This is a genomic window from Clostridium sp. 1001283B150210_160208_E6, assembly GCF_015669365.1.
GTDB classification, from domain to species: domain Bacteria; phylum Bacillota; class Clostridia; order Clostridiales; family Clostridiaceae; genus Clostridium; species Clostridium paraputrificum.
Map to the genome: position 1 here is coordinate 58316 of NZ_JADPAA010000014.1, position 19912 is coordinate 78227.

The following is a 19912-nucleotide window of genomic DNA, read 5'->3' on the forward strand; positions in this document are numbered from 1 at the left end:
ATTAATACTCTCCCCTTAAGCTTTTTCCCATGTATATATTCATTATAATTCCAATCCCAAGAAAGCTTATTATTATATTGGAACCTCCATAACTTATAAAAGGTATTGAAACAGAATAAAAGTTCAAAATTCCAAAATTGTATAAAAACCCTAATGCGTATTGGCATGCAAATATAGTTGATATTACAATAATTAATCTTTTTCCATAGATATCGCATATCTTTCCACTAATTTTAAACATATATATAATTAAAAATAAAACCAAACATAATACTAATACTCCAAATGCCCATCCAAAACTATATATTAACGATGCTATAATACAATCTGAGATATTATTCGGAATTATATCTAGATTAACTCCCGTTCCTTTCCCTATAAACACCGATGACTCTAATAATTCTTTTATAATATTATGTAAATAGTTATCATAATTATTCTGACTATAGATTAAAATTAAAGCTATTATAAAGATAAACATTAACCCCAAAGTAAGTTTTCTATTTTTTGTACTAATATGTATTAAATAGATTAATGTTACTGTATATATTAGTGCTACTCCTAAAGAATAATTTAATATCATCAAGAAGCCTAAGGGAATAAAACTTAAAATCAATCCATAAATCATTCCTTTTTTTGTATCCCATTTAATATCTTTAAAAATTCCTACTAATGAAATTAAGAATATATTAACTGCTAAATCTCTTATATTAACAGTTACTGGGCCAATGCTAATCCAACCTTTAATATCATTTATAGGACTATTAAACAAAAGCAAAACCATAAATAAAGCTATCGATAATATATATAAATGCGCAGACTTATTTTTTATTTTTCTATAGTCAAAAAATGATATTAATAGAAATGCTCCTATCCCCAAAGTAGTGTAAATAATCATCTTATTTATAAAAAAATATTCATTTCCCAAATAATTATATGCATTTCCTCTTAATGAATACATAGTAATTATCCCTGTTATAATTAGAAAGGCAACTGTAATTAATATTCTATAATTAAACTTTTCCTTATGAACCTTGTTCAATTCTTCTCCTAAGATATCAGAACTTCCCATATCTCTTAATGCTTTTTCTTCTGCTATTTTTTCACTATCACCACATTTAATATAATCTTTTTTCTTTTCTTCTATATGAGCATATAATTCTTCCTTAATTTGATTGTGTGCTCTCTTACTTTTAATCTTAAGGCAAACAGACTCTAAATATTTAATTATATTCTCTTCTCCCTTTACTTCCATCCCATACCCTCCAAGTTCAACACTCTTTTGGTGCTTTTATTATAATCAGCACTCTCTTCCTTTTTGGATATATACTCTCTTCCTTTATCAGTTAATCTATAATACTTTTTATTAATCTCATCCTCTATCCAATAAGAAGTAAGTAACCCTTCCCCCTCTAGTCCATGAAGTATTGGATATACTCCTCCTTCTTTTAAAGTAAAACTCCCCCTAGATTTAATTTCAATTTCCTTCAATATTTCATATCCACACATATCTTTTCTGCTAATCAAAGTTAATATCATAATATCTATATCACTATTTGTAGTTATTCTTTCTTCATTAACTCTTTTTAAAATATTAGTTAATATTTCGTCTTTAGAAATTAAGTTTTCATCTATTGATTTCTTTATTAAATCTTTTTTATTCATAATATCACCTACAAATTAAATTCCTTATTTATTTCTTTCATAGTTCTATAGAGTCTATTTTTTACAGTAGACTCATTAACCTTTAATATATTAGCTATATCTTTTATTTTTAAATCCTTGTTAAAATATAAAATAAATATTTTAAGAGTTAATGAATCCTTATCCTTTAAATATTTCCATATAGAATCACAAAGTAGCTTTTCATCATAGTTGTGTTCAACCTTTAAATCTGTTTTTAAATTAAAAAACTCTTCCTCGCTCTCTGAGGAAAAAATAGGAATAAAATTTTGACTCAGTTTTAAAATACCGTAATGTCTATATACCTCATTTCTTGCAATCCTAATAAGATACTTTTTATAATCTTTTATATTTTTATTTGATAATGCTCTATAAAAGTTTAGGTATGTATTTTGAACCAAATCGCCTACATCATCTATATTTCTACATTTCGATAATATATATTTAAAAATATCCTCATAGGTTTCGTTATAAACTGATACTAATATCTCTTCTGAACTTACTTCACTCATAGCTTTAATCTCCACGCGCGTTCCCACCCTTCACTTATAATGATGGTAGAATTGTATATTTAGTTTCATTATAAAATAAAATTGTGATAAAATATTATTTCATATTATAAAATCCTAATTAAGGAGGATAAAATGATAATAAAAGATATATTATATGGAGAATTTCAGGTAGAAAACATATTTGAGATTTTAATAAATACAAAGGAAATTCAAAGATTAAAAAAAATTCATCAAGGTGGAGCTAGTTTTTTAGTTAATCCAAAATTGAATATTACTAGATATAATCATTCTATTGGAACTATGCTATTAATTAGATTGTTAGGTGGAAGTATTGAAGAACAGATTGCAGGACTTTTTCATGATATTTCACATACTGCTTTTTCCCATGTTATTGATACTGTTTTAGATAATAAAAATGAAGACTATCATGAAATGATTTTAAAAGATGTAATTAATAAATCTGACATTCCTAAAATATTAGAAAGTAATGGTTACAATTATGAGGATATTTTGCTTAATCATGAAAAGTGGAGCATATTAGAAAAGTCAGCTCCTAAACTTTGTGCAGATAGAATAGACTATACTCTTAGAGATATGTATAACAATGGGATAATTACTATTGAAGATGTAAAAAAATTTCTATCTAATATTAAAGTTATTAATGATGAAATAGTAATTACCTCCCTTGAAACAGGTGAGTGGTTTGTAGAAACTTATTATAAAGAAGTTATTGATTTCTTTATGGACCCTTTAAATATATTTTCTAATTATAGATTTGCAGAAGTTTTAAAGTTAGCATTAAAGAAAGAAATAATAACCCTAGAAAACTTTTTAGAAGATGATGAATACTTATTAACTGCTCTAAGGTCCTCAAACGATCCTGAAATAATTAATTTACTGAATTCTATTTCTCCAAATATAAAAGTAATAGAAGATAGTTCAAACTATGATATACACAAAGTTAATAAACTAAGAATAATTGACCCTACTATTTATATAAATAATACATTAAATAAAATATCTAATTTATCTTCATATATTAGACAAGTAAATGAAGATGCAATAAAAAAATCCATCAAGGGATCTTATATAAAGATAATAATATAAAAAGAGTTAGTCACCTAACTCTTTTTATAGTCTTCTCGGAAGAGATATTTTAAATTGTGTGTTTTCTGCATTACTAAAAACTTCAATATTCCCTTTATTTTTATCAACTATTTCTTTAACAATAGCTAATCCAAAACCATGATTCTTATCTGAGTTTTCCTTCGTTGAAAAACCTACATCAAAGATTTTATCAATCTTATCATCATCTATCTTATGGCCATCATTTTCTATTTTAATAACTATATTTTTTATTTTGTAATATGTTCTAATAGATAATGTTCCCTTTCCATCCATTGCAGTAACTGAATTACTTACTATATTAGAAATAATTCTTTGCAACTCCATTTCAGAAATATCTATATCTGACAAATCTGCCTTTTCGTCTACTATAAGATTTATACCTTGTCTTACTATTCCTTTAGCAGCTATTGATATTATAGAATCACTGTCTTTTCCAATATATACTGCATCTAGTATATTATCATGTCCATTAATTATATCCTTTAACGAACAACTTAATCTTTCATATCTTTCCATTAAACATAATCCATATAAATATGAAATTTGTGCTCCATAATCATGCTTTACCTTTTTAAGTTCTTTTACTTTTTCTTCAAGGACTTCATTTAGCTCTAAAATTTCTCTACTTTTCTTTTCTACACTAGCAAAATAAATAACTGTACTAATTAAAAATATTGATAGTAACGTAAATATAATCTTTATAAATAAATCATTATTTTCCGAAGTTAAAATAATATTAATTGATGCAACAAAATCAAATATTATACTAATCATTGTTAAGAAAATTACAGAATAATTTTGTGATCTTATACTACTATAAATCTTATGCAAAGCGTCCCTATGAGTTAATATAAAATAACTCATTATAAACTGTGGTAAATATATAGTGATTATCATAGCTATTTCTACGTATTTAAATGAAACATTATTAATAACCATATAATTAAATATGGTGGACATAACTATTGCATTTAATCCAACAGCTAAATATATAATACAAAATACTATATAAGCACGTAACAAATTTTTTCTATAAGCTATGCATATTATAATCAATATAATTAAATGCGTAACTATAATATTTAAGCTTGAATTTCCAATAACAATAAATGATATTTGAAGGCTTATCCATACTGATAATGATAATAATACAGTAGATACCTTACTTTTTTTATATTTATCTTGTACACAATAATTAATACATAATATAAACAAGAAACCTTGCAATATACTGTTTATTGTATCTGCTATTTGTATGCTCAAACCAATCGCTCCCACCATAACATCATTCGACATTTTTCTATAAAATTATATCATTTATTGATACTATTTTAAATATCTTATGAATGTTTTTACATTATTATTTTAATTTATCACATAACAATCAAATTAATAATTAATTTAAACCAAAATAAAAGTAGCCTAACTCTACGTTAAGCTACTTTTATTTTTTGCATGCTTTTTATCTACTAGCTGGCAATTATACTATTAATTCCATAATATTTTATAGTGCAAGCCCTAAAATAATTGCAATAATAAGTAATCCATACCCCTCTAAACATAGTTTAAATAATTTCTTTTTACTACTGCTCTTATATTCCTTCACTTCTAATTCACTGTTCTTATCCTCTATATAATGGATAAATTCTTTTTCTTCAATAGGCAAAGACTTAATTGGAATAAATATATCTTCACTAATATCTCTTAACTTAATAATTAATCCAGAATCAATTTTTATTATCTCAGTTATTGATTTAAGTGGTGCTTCAATATATGAATGTTTATTTTCTCTATATATTGTACATTCATCCATTTTAAAAGAGTATATAGTATCAATATCAACAAATTGCTTTTTATATTTTTTCATACCTATCTTGTTTCCTAATAAACATATAAGAATTACTATAGCTGTTATTCCTAAAAATAATAATAAAATAGCTGTAGTAATATTAGATGCAAATTTATATTTATTAAAAAGCTTAAATACGTTTATAAATACCAGTATATACCCTAATAACTTTACACAGGACATATAGATTTTATTAACCACCGCACTACTTACCCTATAGTTAATATACTCTCTATATTCAAATTCATTTTTAGAAGGTGAAAATTTAAAATTCATTGTAATACCACCTCACCTCTTTATATTTTTCTATATCAGAAATTATTACATCTCTTTCAACATTAAAACCATCAAAAGTCATAATACGGCTTAATACACAAGAAATTTTACTAACAAATATTATATAGCCATCATATATTCTAACTTCTTTAATTCCTTCCCATGAAATTTCTATTAATGTTTCATTCTTCTTAATAGTAAGTCCCTTCTCATTAAAACCAATCTCAATTTCTCCATTAGATTTCTTCAATTCCATAACTACTTTATTTATATACTTGCCATATATAGTTACCCCTAAAATTATCTGTAGTACAATTAAAGCTAGAAGTATGTATATAGGATAAGATGTTTTTAAAAACATATCTTTAGTAGCAAGATAAAATAACAGAGCTAATATTATATTCATAATAGATACCATTGATACTATAAGCGGAATTAAAAATTTTCCATGAGCTTTTTTAATCATATTTATATTCTTTGAATCTGTTAACTGTTTATATGAATACATTATATTCCTCCCATCCATAAATTCTCTTATCACTTTTATTGTATCAGCTATCTCCACTCTTTACAATTTATACCACCTATGTTGCGTTTTGAAAAATTAAAAGAGCTAGTATAAACTAGCTCTTTTAGTACTATCTTTTAAAAGTAATTTCTTTTTCTTCTTCTAAATTTATAAATGACTTACTTGGTAATGTTTTAGCAATTACTCTACCTTCTCTTATAGAGTATAAAACTTCTGCTCTTCTTCTTACTGCATCATAACCACTTTCAGCATTTAGTAAAATTAAATTACCTGGCTTACCTATTTCTATTCCATATTTATCTTCTATATTTAAGGTTCTTGCACTATTGGTTGATATAAACTTTAGAGATTCATTTATATCGTCATAGCCCATCATTTGGCATACATGTAACCCAAAATGAACTACTTCTAACATATTTCCTGTTCCCATTGGATACCATGGGTCAAAGATATCATCATGTCCAAAGCATACATTAATTCCTGCTTCATTAAGCTCCTTAACTCTAGTAATACCTCTTCTCTTTGGATATGTATCAAACCTTCCTTGAAGATGAGTATTAACTAAAGGATTTGAAACAAAGTTTATTCCTGACATCTTTAAAAGTCTAAATAATTTATATGTATAGGCATTATTGTATGATCCCATTGCAGTTGTATGACTAGCTGTCACCTTATTTTTTAGACCTGTTTCTAAAGCTCTTGTAGCTACAACCTCTAAGAATCTTGATTGCTCATCATCAATTTCGTCACAGTGAACATCAACTAATACATTATATTTTTTTGCTAATTCAAAAATCTTATTTATAGATTCAACTCCATACTCCCTTGTAAATTCAAAGTGAGGTATAGCACCTATTACATCTGCACCTAGCTTTATAGCTTCCTCAACTAGTTCTAATCCATTTGGATATGAAAGAATTCCTTCTTGAGGAAAGGCTACTATTTGCAATGTAACATAATCCTTAACTTCTTCTCTTACTTCAACCATCGCCTTTAAAGCAACTAAACTCTCATCTGTAACATCAACATGTGTTCTTATGAATTGAATTCCATTTGCTACTTGCCACTCTATTGCCTTTTTAGCCCTAGTTTTTACATCTTCTTTAGTTAAAAATTCTTTTCTTTGAGACCATCTTTCAATTCCTTCAAAAAGAGTTCCACTTTTATTCCACTCAGGTTCTCCTGCTGTTAAAGTGGTATCTAAATGAACATGTGTTTCTATAAATGGAGCAGATGCTAAAGCTCCATTTCCTTCTATAACCTCTTCCCCTTCTACTGCTTGTAAGCTTGAATCTATTTCTTTAAACTTTCCCTCTAAAATTCTTATATCAAATAACCCTTCTCTATCTAGAAGTTTAACATTTTTGATTAACATATTATCATCACCTTATTTATTAGTTATTTTTGTTCCTATTACATAAACTAACACTGTTGTTATAATTGCATTTAATGCTATAACTCCCACTGTAACAACATTTGCAACTATGAACCCTACTAAGAAGGCTACTATAGCTACCCAGTTTATATTTTTAAATTCTGTTTTTTCTATAATATCATACTTTCTCTTCTTTACGAAGAAGTAATCTGCTATTATTATTCCACCTACTGGAGGTAACATTGAATTTAAGAATGTTAAGAATGCTGTAAAGTTATTGTTTAACCATATTGCACCTACAGTTCCTATTAATCCACCTATGATTACCATTTGCTTTTTAGGCAATTTTGTTATATTTGAAAGTCCTAATGCAGCTGTATATATTGCATTATCATTTGTTGTCCATATATTTAAACCTAAAACTAATATTGCTGGTATTACTAACCCTTGTGAGAACATAACATCCGCTATATCTGAATTTCCTGTAACCATTGCTCCAACTGCTCCAAATAAGAACATTAGTGAGTTACCTATAAAGAATGCTATTACAGTTGTTGAAACTGCAACCTTCTTATTCTTTGAAAACCTTGCAAAGTCTGGTGTAGCTGTGCCTCCACTTATAAATGATCCTACACATAATGTTACAGCTGTTACTAATGTCATCTTTGTTGTTGGGTCTATATTCATTAATCCTTGAACTCCACCAACTGAATTTGTTGCCATTATAGCTGATGTACTACCTAATATTGCAATAGCTGGTACTGCTATTGCACTTAACAATGTTAGTGACTTCATACCAAAGTAAGCTGTTGCTGTCATTAGTATTCCTGTAATTCCTACTAATAAGTATAGATTTATATTAAATCTATTTGCTACTGGTATTGCAAACATTGCTATTCCAACACCAAACCAACCTATTTGAGTAATACTTGTTACAAATGATGCTAAATATGAACCTTTTTCACCAAATGAATATCTAGCTAATAAGTGCATTGAAAGTCCAGTATCAGCTCCTATATAAGCTAATGCTCCTGTATAACATGCTAGTATTAAATTTCCTATGAATACTGCTATAAAGAAATCTTTTAATGGTAAGCCTGTCCCTAAATTTCCTCCTGTCAGCATACTTGCTGAGAAAAACGTAAATCCAAGCATAACCACAAACATTGAAAAGAACCCTTTTTTATCTCTTTTATGTACATGCTCCAGTGCATAGTCACTATCATGTTTTTTTGTCTTTTGTTCCATTTTTTATCCCCCTAAATTTTATATTTAGGAAAACCAGTACTCATATTTTAAAAAAACGACCTTTCTATATAGAAAGGTCGTTATACTTAATAAAAAGATATTCACTCGTGCATCTTTTTATTTTATCTCTGCCGTATCATTTCGACCTTATTAATCTCTCTGGATTTAATTTAAAGGACTAGTTTTCTTGGATTCATTATATATTACAGTGTCGAAATTAGTCAATAGCATTATTATTTTTCCTTTTTTACTTAATTTTTAACAAATTCCTTTATTAATAACTACTCTTATCCTTATAATTATCTTTTATTCATAAGTATTTAATATTCTTATATAGTGATTTGCCTCTCTTAGAACATGGTCAGCAAGAAGTGGTAATATTATAGATTTTATTTTACAATCATCTATACCTTCTGCACCTGCTTTCTTAAAATCTCTTAATTTAATTGTTTCAGCTAATGTATCATTTGGAGCTCCTTCTATAAGCATAATATCCTTATTGTCTGTTTTTTTAATTAACTCACTATACTCATTTGCAAACTGGTTTGCTGTGCTTATCAGTTCCTTTTCACTTGGGTCAAGAAGTCCTCTTATAAACAAAGAATGTTCCATCATAATTTGATCCCAAAATAATTCAACCTTTACCATATCCTCTTCTTCAATATCTTTATCATTCTCAAGTGCATCTATATATGAATAATACAACTTGGCTTCACGTAAAATATGCTCAATAAGTAAAGGATAATTAACTGTAAATAGCTTGCAACATAGCATTTCATCTAAAATTCTTTCCTTTAACTCTATTAGGCCACTAACCAACTTTTTAGCTCGATTATTAATTTCACATACAGACTTTAACATTTTAGAATCAATATGTTTTTTAGATTCACAACCTAAAGCTTTCTCTAATATAGTTATCTTAGAATTTATGTCAATTCCTGTGTAGTACTGAGTCTTTTTTTCTGTACTTAAAGTATAGTCAGTGAAAATTTCTCCAGAATCTATTACTGATTTCCTTGGAAATCCATCACTTATTCGAATAGTATCTAATAGAAGTTTTTCAAACCTTACTTTATAACTATCTGCCTCCTTGGAAAGTTTGGAGTTTTTTGGGGTAAAGCTAGCCTCCAAAAAAATAGAGTGTTCCTTCATAATCCGTCCAAAGAACAAATGTAGTTCTAGTGATAAAGTTAAATACCTTTGACTACTTAACATAATCCTTCTCCCTAAAAATTTTATTATATTATACTATTTTAAAAATATATCTGTTAACACTTTTATTCTTTTAATAAAACTTAATCAAAAAAAGCTGACTCCTGTACAATACAGAAATCAGCTTTCATCTGACTAACTCTTTTTTATAGCTCTTCTCGATATTAGCTTTAGTTTATTTTATTTAACTTTCTCTCTTTCCTTTTAATAATAAATATAATCCACCACCTGCACTAACAATAGCATATATATATTGACTTATTGATGAAACATCTCCTGTTTTAGGAGTATCCAGACTATTACTACTATCACTATTAATACCGCCTGGTTTTTCTGATTCTCCATTCTCTTTATTAGTATTTTCCTCTTTTTTAGTTAAAGAACCTTTAGTAACCTTTAAATCACTTAATGCTTTATCAACCTCTTCTTGAGTAGCTAATTCATTATTTAAAACATCTCTAGCATTTTTTAATGCTTTAGTGAATTCAGCTACAGTAGATTCTGTATATACGCTTAAATCAATATTTTCAATATCACCAACATATTGTCTAAGCTCATCTTTATTAACCCTCTCAAATTCCATAACTTTTTTTATTGAATTCCTTAAATCAATACTAGCCTTACTAATATCCTCTTGATTAGAATTTGAATTATTATTTATATTTTTTGCTACCGCTAATGCATTATTAAATTCATCAACTATTTCTTTACTTACACCTTCTAAAAATCCTTTTTCCACCACATCATTTGCTAAATTTATATTTTTTTGTAACTCTTCTTTGTTTGTATTGATAACAAATTTAGAACTAATCTCTAAATCTTCACTTACTCCTTTATAGACTAATTTATTAGACTCTACTAGACTTGTCATATCATTTCCATTTATAATTAATGATTCTAATCTGTATCCTTCGTTTGGAATAATACTAATAAGTAGATCATCACCTTTTGCAATTTGGTTATCTATAGCCGATGTAGAAATTTCACCATTCTCTGAAGGATTCACTTTAACATTCATCATCTCAACTCTATCTTCTAGAATAACTTCTACCTTTGCATCTTCAAACGGCATTACCAGTTTAATTGTATAAACCCCATCAACTGAATTTGGAATTGTTTGTTCTTCACCGTTAAGTTTAACTGATGACAATACTTTTCCTTTTTCAATATCTTTAATTATTAATGATACTTCCTCATATCCAGTTGCTTCTGATTTACTTAATTCAACAGTAGCATCACCATTCTGGACTTCTGTTATAATTTTATAAGGTACTAAATCTCCAAACACAACAACAATTTCGGTTTCTGAAGTCAAATTATCTATTGTATACGAATTCTTTGCTTTATCAAATTCTACTTCTACACAATTAACAAATACATGACTTACTTCACCATCAAAAGTTATTGTATAAGGTCTGCCTTCATATGCTATTCCTTCACTGACACTACCTTCTCCAATTACATTGACATTAGCATCTATTTTATTTCCAAATCTAAAATAATCTACATTTGAAACATACGGTGTATCCGTATCATTTCTAAATACTAAATATATATCATGTAATCCTGGCTCAACATCCTTTATTAAATTTCCCTCTGCTAAAACATAAGTACTCCAATTATCACCTGTTATAGGAACATCTATCTTAGCAATTGGATCCCCCTCCATACCGTCAATATAAACTTCAACATATCCTCCAGCATCCTTCTTTTGAGCTGAATAATAAAGTTCTAAACTATCCTCATTACCATCAAAAGCAATATCATTATATTTTGCCCAAGTGTTCTTCTTTACGCCACCAATATTCTCACCATCATTTACTATATCTGAATGTGCAGAGCTAAACTCCTCAGCTTCTATTCGGTTTTTCGCTATCCTAATTGAATTAACTCTGTCTATAACTTTTTTTAACTCCAGATATTTATTAATAATTTCTTCTTGAGTTGAACTTTCATTATTAACAACTTCTTCAGCACTCTTTATTGCATTATTTAGTAACTCTTTTGCTACTTTTGTCATATTACTTTGATCAATAACTTTTGCATTAATTATTAATTTATTAAGTGTATCTTTATCTATTGTTGAAGTATCTCCTTCTTGTCCCAACAGCTCAATTTCTGCTAATGTTTCTCCGCCAATCAACTCTACTTTATATTTTATAAATCCTTCACAATTCTCTTCCGGTAGTTTAAATGGTCTTGTATATCGTTGCCATTCAAATTCAAGTTCATCTCTTTCATCTATAACTTTCCAGACTTCTCCATCATGGCTACCACTTAATATATATCCACTTGGAGCACTTCCATCCTTTCCAGAGGTCAAAGTCATCATTGAAATTTTAGTTGGTTTACCAAAGGTATAAATAACTTCACTTTTACCACTCTCATTTAGAATAGATGCAGTATTTGAATTGTTATCAAAAAGATTCTTAGATTCTGTTACATTTGAATATAAGCTATCTACAAGATCACTGCTATTAGGATAACTTGTTTCTTTAACACTAGCTATAGTTACATCTTCTAATGGGTCTGGTAATTCATCTCCATCTGTAATTGATGTAGGTAGTGAATTTTCACTTGATCCCCAATTTGTATTTGGTGTACTTCCCATTTCGAATTCAATAGTAGCACCACTAGCAATATCTGAGTGTTTTATATAATTTTTATTATATTCTTTTCCATTTAACTTCATAGATTGAATATAGATATTTTCATCGCTATTATTGTTAGCTATTACTTTAATGTCTTTACCATTATCTAAATGAACAGTTATTTCATCAAATAATGGTGAACCGATAGCATACTCATCATTTCCCATTGAAACTGGATAGAATCCAAGTGCTGAGAATATATACCAAGCACTCATTTCACCATTATCTTCATCTCCAATATACCCTTGCCCCAAGTCACTTCCAACATATGCACGATCTAAGATATCTCTTACATATTTTTGAGTTTTCCAAGGCTGGCCAGCATAATTATACATGTATGGGATATGATGAGATGGTTGATTGGAATGTCCATATTGTCCTAATTTAATTTCTCTTGCTTCCTTCTGTTCATGGATACCACCTATACTTTCTTCCGCTCCATATCCCCAATAGTCTCCATTGGTTTCAAAAATAGTATCAAGCTTTTCTCCTAATGCAGCTCTACCACCATATAAATTAGCCAATCCTTGACCATCATGAGGTACAGAAACTGACATATTAAATGCATTTGTCTCAGTGTAATCATCTCCCCAGAAGAAAGGATTAAATTCTTCATCAGAGTATGACCAATCTCCATTAGCATTCTTTCCTCTTAACCACTTATCTTCTACACTATCACCAGTAGATTTAAACAACTTAGAGTAATTTAGTGCTCTGTTTAAATAGTACGCTGCTTCATCTTCATAACCTAATTTCTTAGCTAATTTATAAACTCCATAATCATTTATATATCCTTCAATTGACCACGAAAAACCTTCATGTTGTATATTATGTGCTGTATATCCTTCAAATATAGATGTATTCAATTGTGCACGTCCACCATTCGTTAAATTTGAGGAATCCACTGCAACTGCTGCATTTTTAATTGCAGATTCATAAGCATTTTGCCAATCAAATTCTATTCCTTTTGCAATGGCATCACCAAAAATAATATCTGAACTTGTACCAACCATTGAATTAGTACCTCCAGGTGCAATCCATCTTGGTACATATCCCTGATCATTATAATGTTGAACTAATCCATCTAATAATTCTGTAGCTTTTTCTGGAGTAAATAATCCATATGCTGCCCATGCTGTACGATAAGTATCCCAAAAACCGTTATTATAATATAATGTTCCATCTACAACATCATGGTTTCCATATGGAGATTTATATTTCCAAACCGGCTCATCATTTGTTCCAGCATTCTCTGATAATAAATTAGGATAAGCATTTAATCTATATAAATTTGAATATAATGTTGTTAATTGATCCTTAGTAGCTCCTTTAACATCTATAGTATCTAAAGTCTCATCCCAAGTGTTTTGAGCTTGTTTAAATATTGACTTAAAATCATCATTTTTACCAATCTCAAGTTCAAGATTCTTTTTAGCTTGATCTATACTTATAAATGAAGTAGCAAGTTTTAATTCAACAACATCACTATCAAAGCTTGCAATTCCTTGTTTAGAGTTTTGTACTATTGTAGATACGGGCTTTTCTGAAAACTCACCATATATATACATTGTCTGCATACCATTACTAGTATGATTACTTGACGCTTCAAAACTTCCATCTTTATTATATTTTAATGTTCCAGAGGCTCTTGTAGAATCAAATATTATATTTCTATTTTCTGAATCTTTATCAAATGTAAATCTTGAAACAGCTCCATGTAATGTTGGAGTAACCTCCATTTGTGAATTACTTGCATTAGAACCTTCATCAAAAGTTACTGAATAATAATGTGCTTTTGCTATTTCATTATCATGTGAAAATTCAGCCTGACGTGCAGACGAATTAATTTCATCTCCACTATTAACACTTCCAATATCTATTGAAGTGTTAATCATAAATTGCCATGTTCCACGGTCTCCAACCCAATATGATGGTTCATGTGATATAGTAATATGTTTAAATGTGTTACCATTTAATTGATAATTGTAAATTTTGTTATCATCTCCATTTGTAGCTGGCACAAAAAAGTTGAATCCGTGTGGTACTGTTACTGCTGGTGCAGTTAATCCACGTGAAAAACTTGGTGAATCATTCGTTCCACGTAAAATATTTACATAATCAGATTTATGCTTAAATTCAACCAACTTTTCATTATAAATTTCTATATCATCTATAAATGTTTTAAATTCAGCATCATTAGACTTAGTGTTTTCATCATTGTCATATGCAACTAGAATATTTTTTATAGTTTTATTCTTTGCAACGCTTCCTATATTGCTTGCTATATAATTCCATTGATTTGTTGTTAATATCTTACTATCTCCTTGTGCTTGAGGATTCAATTTAGTATCATATTGATCAATTGCTCCTAACTCACTTAAAAATGATCCATCTGTAAACTCTACATCAACTGCAATATGCATTTGTGTATAATCATAATCATAATCAGATTCATCAATCATACTAGGAAAAATTTTATAACTTAAATTTGTGTTTTCTTTTACTTTTATATTTAAATCTTCATAAATTACATTATATGAATAAGCTCTTTCATTTCCTATATGGGTACCTGCTACTTTTAAAGCATTAGTTCCACTCCATCCTTTACCTGAAGCTTGATTCCAAGTTCCTGTTGGTCCTTTAGAAATAGTTGTTGTCATACTCTCAATAGTATTATTATCTTCTTTTATACCAGTTCCAAGATTTAATTCTGAAAATTGCCCCATAGTACGATTACTGCCTGCTATTTCATTAATTACTATCTTGAAGAACTTATATTCTGAAGGATTCTCTATCCTATATTCTTTTCGCTCAAATCTTTTGTTAAAAACTTGATTTGTTTGTGAATCTATTTTTGTCCATTCATCTCCATCATTTGATCCAAATAAATTCCAACTCTTGGGATCACGCTCTGGCGAATCATTAGCTGATACAATTTGATAACGATCCACCTTTACTTTATCTTTAACTTCAAATGAAACCCAAACTGGATTTGATTCATTTATAGCGCTTCCATTATAAGCTAAAAATTTTGTATTTGTTGAATCATCAAATAAATTTTGTGCAATTTCATTATCATTATGCGATTTGCATGACTTAATACTAGATTTTATAATTTTGTTGTTTATGCTTCCATCAATAAAAACTGGTTCTTCAAGACCAGATACATTAATACTTCCTTTTGTATTATCAATAGTTGTCTCTAAAAATTCTTTATTTTCTTCATTATCTTCAAAAGATGTTTCAAATAGAACCTTTTTTCCTTGTTTTTCTGGAATAAACTTATCTACCATTGCAAAAACAGTAGTACAATTCATTGTTGAAACAGTAAAAGCCGTTACTAATAAAGTCGTAAGTATTTTTTTACTCTTAACTTTCATTTTTTTCTTCCTTTCTCTATATTTAATTTATTTAGCTTCTATGACCACATAACGAAAATCGTCTCATCTAGTACTAATAAAGAAAGTAGATACAATAATTTTATTACCTATATCTACTTTCTAAATAATTGACTAATCTTTAATATTAGCTAAATTTTTTCACTATCTTTTCTATTAATGCATCTGCTCTTTTTATCACATCAGACACACCCATTTTTATAACCTTTTTACCTTTAAACCTTTCTTCTCCTTTAATTGAGACATCATTAGTTAATATCACACATACTGCTTCACCTATATCTTTTTTAGTTAAAGGATTTTCTATTCCTGCGCCCCCTTGAGTTTCAATAATAACCTCAACTCCATGTTTTTTACCTGCTAAAACTAGCGCTTCTGCTGCCATATAAGTATGTGCAACTCCTGATGGACATGATGTTACTCCAACAACTTTCATAATCAATCTTCCTTCCATGTTTATACTTCTTCAAACTCTAATTCAAAATCTTCCTCATCTACTTTAATCTTCTCATTATTAGTGTTTTCCTTCTTAAGCAAATTAACCATTATTGCAGTTACAAATGCCCCTACAACTACGCCAATAATATATCCAATTTTACCCTCAACTACTGGTAGTACTATAAGACCTCCCCAAGGAGCATGATTTAGTACCCCAAGTAAAAATGGTATAATATTTCCTACTGCAGCTCCTACCATAATTGATGGAATAACACGTAGTGGATCATTTGCTGCGAAAGGTATTGCACCTTCTGTAATGCCTACACATCCCATTAAAAGAGCACCTTTACCTGCTTCTTTTTCTTCTGTATTATATTTTTTAGGAGCTAATAAGGTAGCTAGTCCCATCCCTATTGGCGGAGTACATATAGCAACACCTACGCCTCCCATTAAATAAGGTAATGTGTCTACTTGAGTTTGTGCAAATAATGTAGCAACTTTATTTATAGGACCACCCATATCAAATGCTGTCATACCACCTAGAATCGTAGCTAGTGGAATTTTACCTGCATCTCCCATTCCAGCTAACCAATTTGTTAATCCTTCCATAAGGCTTGCAATTGGTGTTCCAATTACCCAAATTACAATAGCTCCAGTAACAAATGTTCCTATTAATGGATATAAGAATATAGATCCTAATGACTTCAATGAAGTTGGTAATTTAATCTTCTTCAATTGCTTAACAACATAGCCTGCGATAAACCCTGCAGCCATTCCGCCTAAGAAACCAGCACCTACTTCTTTGGCTAAATAAGCACCAAGCATACCAGGAGCTAAACCTGGTTTATCAGCAATAGAATACGCAATATACCCTCCTAGAACTGGTATGAATAATGTTAATCCTGCTTCCCCTATCTTTGCTAATCCTGCTAACCATCCTTCAGTTGGTGTTGCTGGAACATCATTTAGCATAACCGATAGTGAAAATAAAACACCTCCTGCAACTATAAATGGAATCATATGCGATGTTCCTGTCAATACATGCTTTTTTAGTGTAGCTAAACTTTTTTTCCAATCCATTTTTATTCACCTAATCCTTCCTTTAATATATTAAATATTTCTTCCTTATCACCAATAAATAACTTATCTATAAATTCCTTATGCATTAGCTTTCTAGCTAATCTTGATATAATCTTCATGTGAGTGTTTTCCTCATCATTACTAGGTACAGCTATTAATATTATTATTTGAGCAAACTCTCCTGTTTCCTCATTCCACAATATTTTATTTTTTAATCTTCCAAAACATACAGCTGTTTTTAAAACGTTTTCTGTCCTTCCATGGGGTAGTCCTATATCATTTCCTAATGAAGTTGGTGATAATTTTTCTCTTGCTAAGACATCTTCCAAAAACATTTCTGTATCTGTAATGTTCCCTTGATTTTTTAATTTTTTTACTAATTCTAATATTGCTTTTTCTTTTTCTTTTTCATCTATATCAAATACGATACATTCCCTCTTTATAATAGACTCCATTCAAAAAGCAACCTCCATTTCTGTTTCATATAGTATTTCTTTAATTTCTTTTATTGACTTTGCATTCTCTAGTCTTTCAATAAATCTAGTACTTTTTATCATTCTCATTAGTAATACCATAGCTGGAATGTGCTCTTTTTTATCCTTACTTGCTAAACAAAAAACTATTTTTACCTTTTTTTCTCCAAACTCCACTGGTTCATTACTAACAATCAGACTCATACAACTACGATTTACTCCTTCATCCCCTCTACCATGTATAAGTGCAAATAGATTATCAGTAACTGAATAAAATCCAACACTTTCTATCGTCTTTATAATATCCTTTTCATATCTTTCATCTATAAATTTTTGTCTTTCAAGCAATCCAATACCCTCTTTAACTACTTCCCTCCATCCATTATTACCAGTCATTATTTCTATACAATCATCCGATAATAAACCACTAATACTATTAACTCTCGTAGAAGTAATAACACTACCATAACCCAATTCATTTTTTATAATATCAAGTACCTTTCTTCTGTCTTTTTCTTTTAAAAAATTTAACTTTTCGTTAATTGAGTTGTAATTTAATACAGTACTCTTTCTTTCTATACCAAGCCTATCAATACTTGCATAATCATCATTGGATAATATCGGATTGACGATAACATATTTTTTAATACATGAATTATTTAGTTTTGTTGTAGATATAATATAATCAACATTATTCCAATTGCTATAACTAGTTAATTTATATACTGGAATTATATCAACAATATCTATCTGGTATTCATTTAGTAAAGATTCCTTTAACATATTAGTGCTGCCATATCCATGTCCACAAACTAATAATACTTGCTTGTTTGTAGCTTTTGTTAAGCGTCTCATACTAGCTATAAAATGAACTGCTAAATATGATATTTCATCATAATCAGTAACTTCTCTTAATCCCTCGATATCTTTAATAAGCGCTGCTAAAGTATCAACTACCACAATATCCTTTTGAGGAATTATAGAGAGTACTTCATTGTTAATGTATATACTACCTTTAGCTCTTTTTATTAATAGGACTATATGATTCGACAGTCCATCAATTAATATACTATCTTTGGTAAAATCAATATTCATAGCTTTGGACATAGCTTCTATCAGTTTAGAAACTATAGTTTCCATATAAATCAAATCAAAATCTCCATCTAGTACTACATCTTTGTTTACATAATTAATCAGCCTATTAAGTACCTTAAGTTTTTTATAATCAATCTCTTTATTAATAATTGCTTCAAGTTTTTTCATAAATTCATTGTACTTATCTGAGTACTCACTATTAATTGTTGACTCTAACGGATTCTCCTTACTTCTAATTACAAACCATATTACAGTAAATACATTTGCTACATACCACTTATAGAAATCCTCTCTTAATATACAATCCATACTTTCAAGTAAATCATCAATCCATTCAATTACCTCCTTTAAAGATACTCCCTCAAAAGCCTTTTCTATTACCTCTACTGCATATGCTTCAAAGGTGTTTAAACTTAGATTTTCATCCTTAAGCAAATAAACATATTTTATAAGCTCCTTTGTCATCAAGGCTACTCTCTTATTTTTAGGTCCATCTAAGAAAAATCTATCTGTATAAGATATTTTTATACCTTCCTCAAATAATTTTCCTTCAATAAAACTCATATCATTTTTAATAGTTGACCTTGACACTTGAAAATCCTTACTTAATCTATTAATCTTTAACCTTTGGTTATCTATTAATAAAATTAATAAAATTAAAGAGGTTCTTTCTTCTTGAGAATAAATGAAGTCGTTTTCTTTAGTTAGATCAGAAACTTCAATTGACTTCGGAAAGACAATACACCCTTTTGATTGCTTTTCTATTAAAGGTAGATTTTTAATATGAAAGAAATCATTTATTCTATCTATGTCATATCTAATGTATCGCTCTTTTATTTCCAAATCTATTGAAATCTTTTTATATGTTGTTTCATTATTAATTTGTAAGTAATCAATAACCTTTAACATTCTTCCACTTAACACTTTAATCTCCTCCAATTACTTCCCTCTTACATTCTTAATGA

At 28.7% G+C, this 19912-nt stretch carries 15 protein-coding genes; 1 reads left to right on the plus strand and 14 read right to left on the minus strand.

From position 1 onward, the window contains the following. Position 1: 1 nt before the first annotated feature. The 3 genes from I4V16_RS13785 to I4V16_RS13795 are packed head-to-tail and all read right to left on the minus strand — an operon-like array spanning position 2 to position 2210. On the minus strand, positions 2 to 1255 hold the full coding sequence (locus tag I4V16_RS13785) for an FtsW/RodA/SpoVE family cell cycle protein (RefSeq protein ID WP_195966902.1): 1254 nt from the start codon (positions 1253 to 1255) through the stop codon (positions 2 to 4). Then, positions 1246 to 1665 (minus strand): PadR family transcriptional regulator, encoded by a 420-nt coding sequence (locus tag I4V16_RS13790; protein ID WP_111938186.1) that lies wholly within the window; start codon positions 1663 to 1665, stop codon positions 1246 to 1248. The genes I4V16_RS13785 and I4V16_RS13790 overlap by 10 nt, the downstream gene beginning before the upstream one ends. A gap of 8 nt (positions 1666 to 1673) precedes the next feature. Then, entirely contained in the window at positions 1674 to 2210 is a 537-nt protein-coding gene (locus I4V16_RS13795; RefSeq protein ID WP_242979746.1) for a sigma-70 family RNA polymerase sigma factor, read from the minus strand. 117 nt (positions 2211 to 2327) lie between these two features. On the opposite strand from I4V16_RS13795, the gene I4V16_RS13800 reads away from it, so the two are divergent. Then, positions 2328 to 3302, plus strand: a complete 975-nt coding sequence (locus I4V16_RS13800) for an HD domain-containing protein (protein ID WP_195631525.1) — start codon at positions 2328 to 2330, stop codon at positions 3300 to 3302. Positions 3303 to 3326: 24 nt separating this feature from the next. Here I4V16_RS13800 and I4V16_RS13805 read toward each other — a convergent pair whose 3' ends face one another. From I4V16_RS13805 to I4V16_RS13855, 11 genes are all read right to left on the minus strand, one after another. Continuing rightward, entirely contained in the window at positions 3327 to 4586 is a 1260-nt protein-coding gene (locus tag I4V16_RS13805) for an ATP-binding protein (RefSeq protein ID WP_195631524.1), read from the minus strand. Between the two features lie 241 nt (positions 4587 to 4827). Then, positions 4828 to 5448, minus strand: a complete 621-nt coding sequence (locus I4V16_RS13810; RefSeq protein WP_195631523.1) for a hypothetical protein — start codon at positions 5446 to 5448, stop codon at positions 4828 to 4830. Further along, entirely contained in the window at positions 5438 to 5956 is a 519-nt protein-coding gene (locus tag I4V16_RS13815) for a hypothetical protein (protein WP_195631522.1), read from the minus strand. The genes I4V16_RS13810 and I4V16_RS13815 overlap by 11 nt, the downstream gene beginning before the upstream one ends. A gap of 130 nt (positions 5957 to 6086) precedes the next feature. After that, positions 6087 to 7352, minus strand: coding sequence for a cytosine deaminase (gene codA, locus I4V16_RS13820; protein WP_195966903.1), 1266 nt, complete (start codon positions 7350 to 7352; stop codon positions 6087 to 6089). Positions 7353 to 7364: 12 nt separating this feature from the next. Further along, positions 7365 to 8600: a cytosine permease gene (gene codB, locus I4V16_RS13825; protein ID WP_111918456.1), complete on the minus strand. Its 1236-nt coding sequence runs from the start codon at positions 8598 to 8600 to the stop codon at positions 7365 to 7367. 306 nt (positions 8601 to 8906) lie between these two features. Then, entirely contained in the window at positions 8907 to 9815 is a 909-nt protein-coding gene (locus tag I4V16_RS13830; protein ID WP_111918454.1) for a DUF2935 domain-containing protein, read from the minus strand. Positions 9816 to 9996: 181 nt separating this feature from the next. Beyond that, positions 9997 to 15843 (minus strand): GH92 family glycosyl hydrolase, encoded by a 5847-nt coding sequence (locus tag I4V16_RS13835; RefSeq protein WP_195966904.1) that lies wholly within the window; start codon positions 15841 to 15843, stop codon positions 9997 to 9999. A 145-nt stretch (positions 15844 to 15988) separates the two neighbouring features. After that, complete coding sequence (locus I4V16_RS13840; protein WP_049177971.1) at positions 15989 to 16297, minus strand: PTS fructose-like transporter subunit IIB; 309 nt, start codon at positions 16295 to 16297, stop codon at positions 15989 to 15991. Between the two features lie 20 nt (positions 16298 to 16317). After that, positions 16318 to 17379 (minus strand): PTS fructose transporter subunit EIIC, encoded by a 1062-nt coding sequence (locus I4V16_RS13845; protein WP_049177960.1) that lies wholly within the window; start codon positions 17377 to 17379, stop codon positions 16318 to 16320. A gap of 2 nt (positions 17380 to 17381) precedes the next feature. After that, positions 17382 to 17834 carry a PTS sugar transporter subunit IIA gene (locus tag I4V16_RS13850; protein ID WP_049177961.1) on the minus strand — a complete coding sequence of 151 codons (453 nt, stop codon included), beginning with the start codon at positions 17832 to 17834 and terminating at the stop codon, positions 17382 to 17384. After that, positions 17835 to 19871: a PTS sugar transporter subunit IIA gene (locus tag I4V16_RS13855; RefSeq protein WP_049177962.1), complete on the minus strand. Its 2037-nt coding sequence runs from the start codon at positions 19869 to 19871 to the stop codon at positions 17835 to 17837. Between the last annotated feature and the right edge of the window lie 41 nt (positions 19872 to 19912).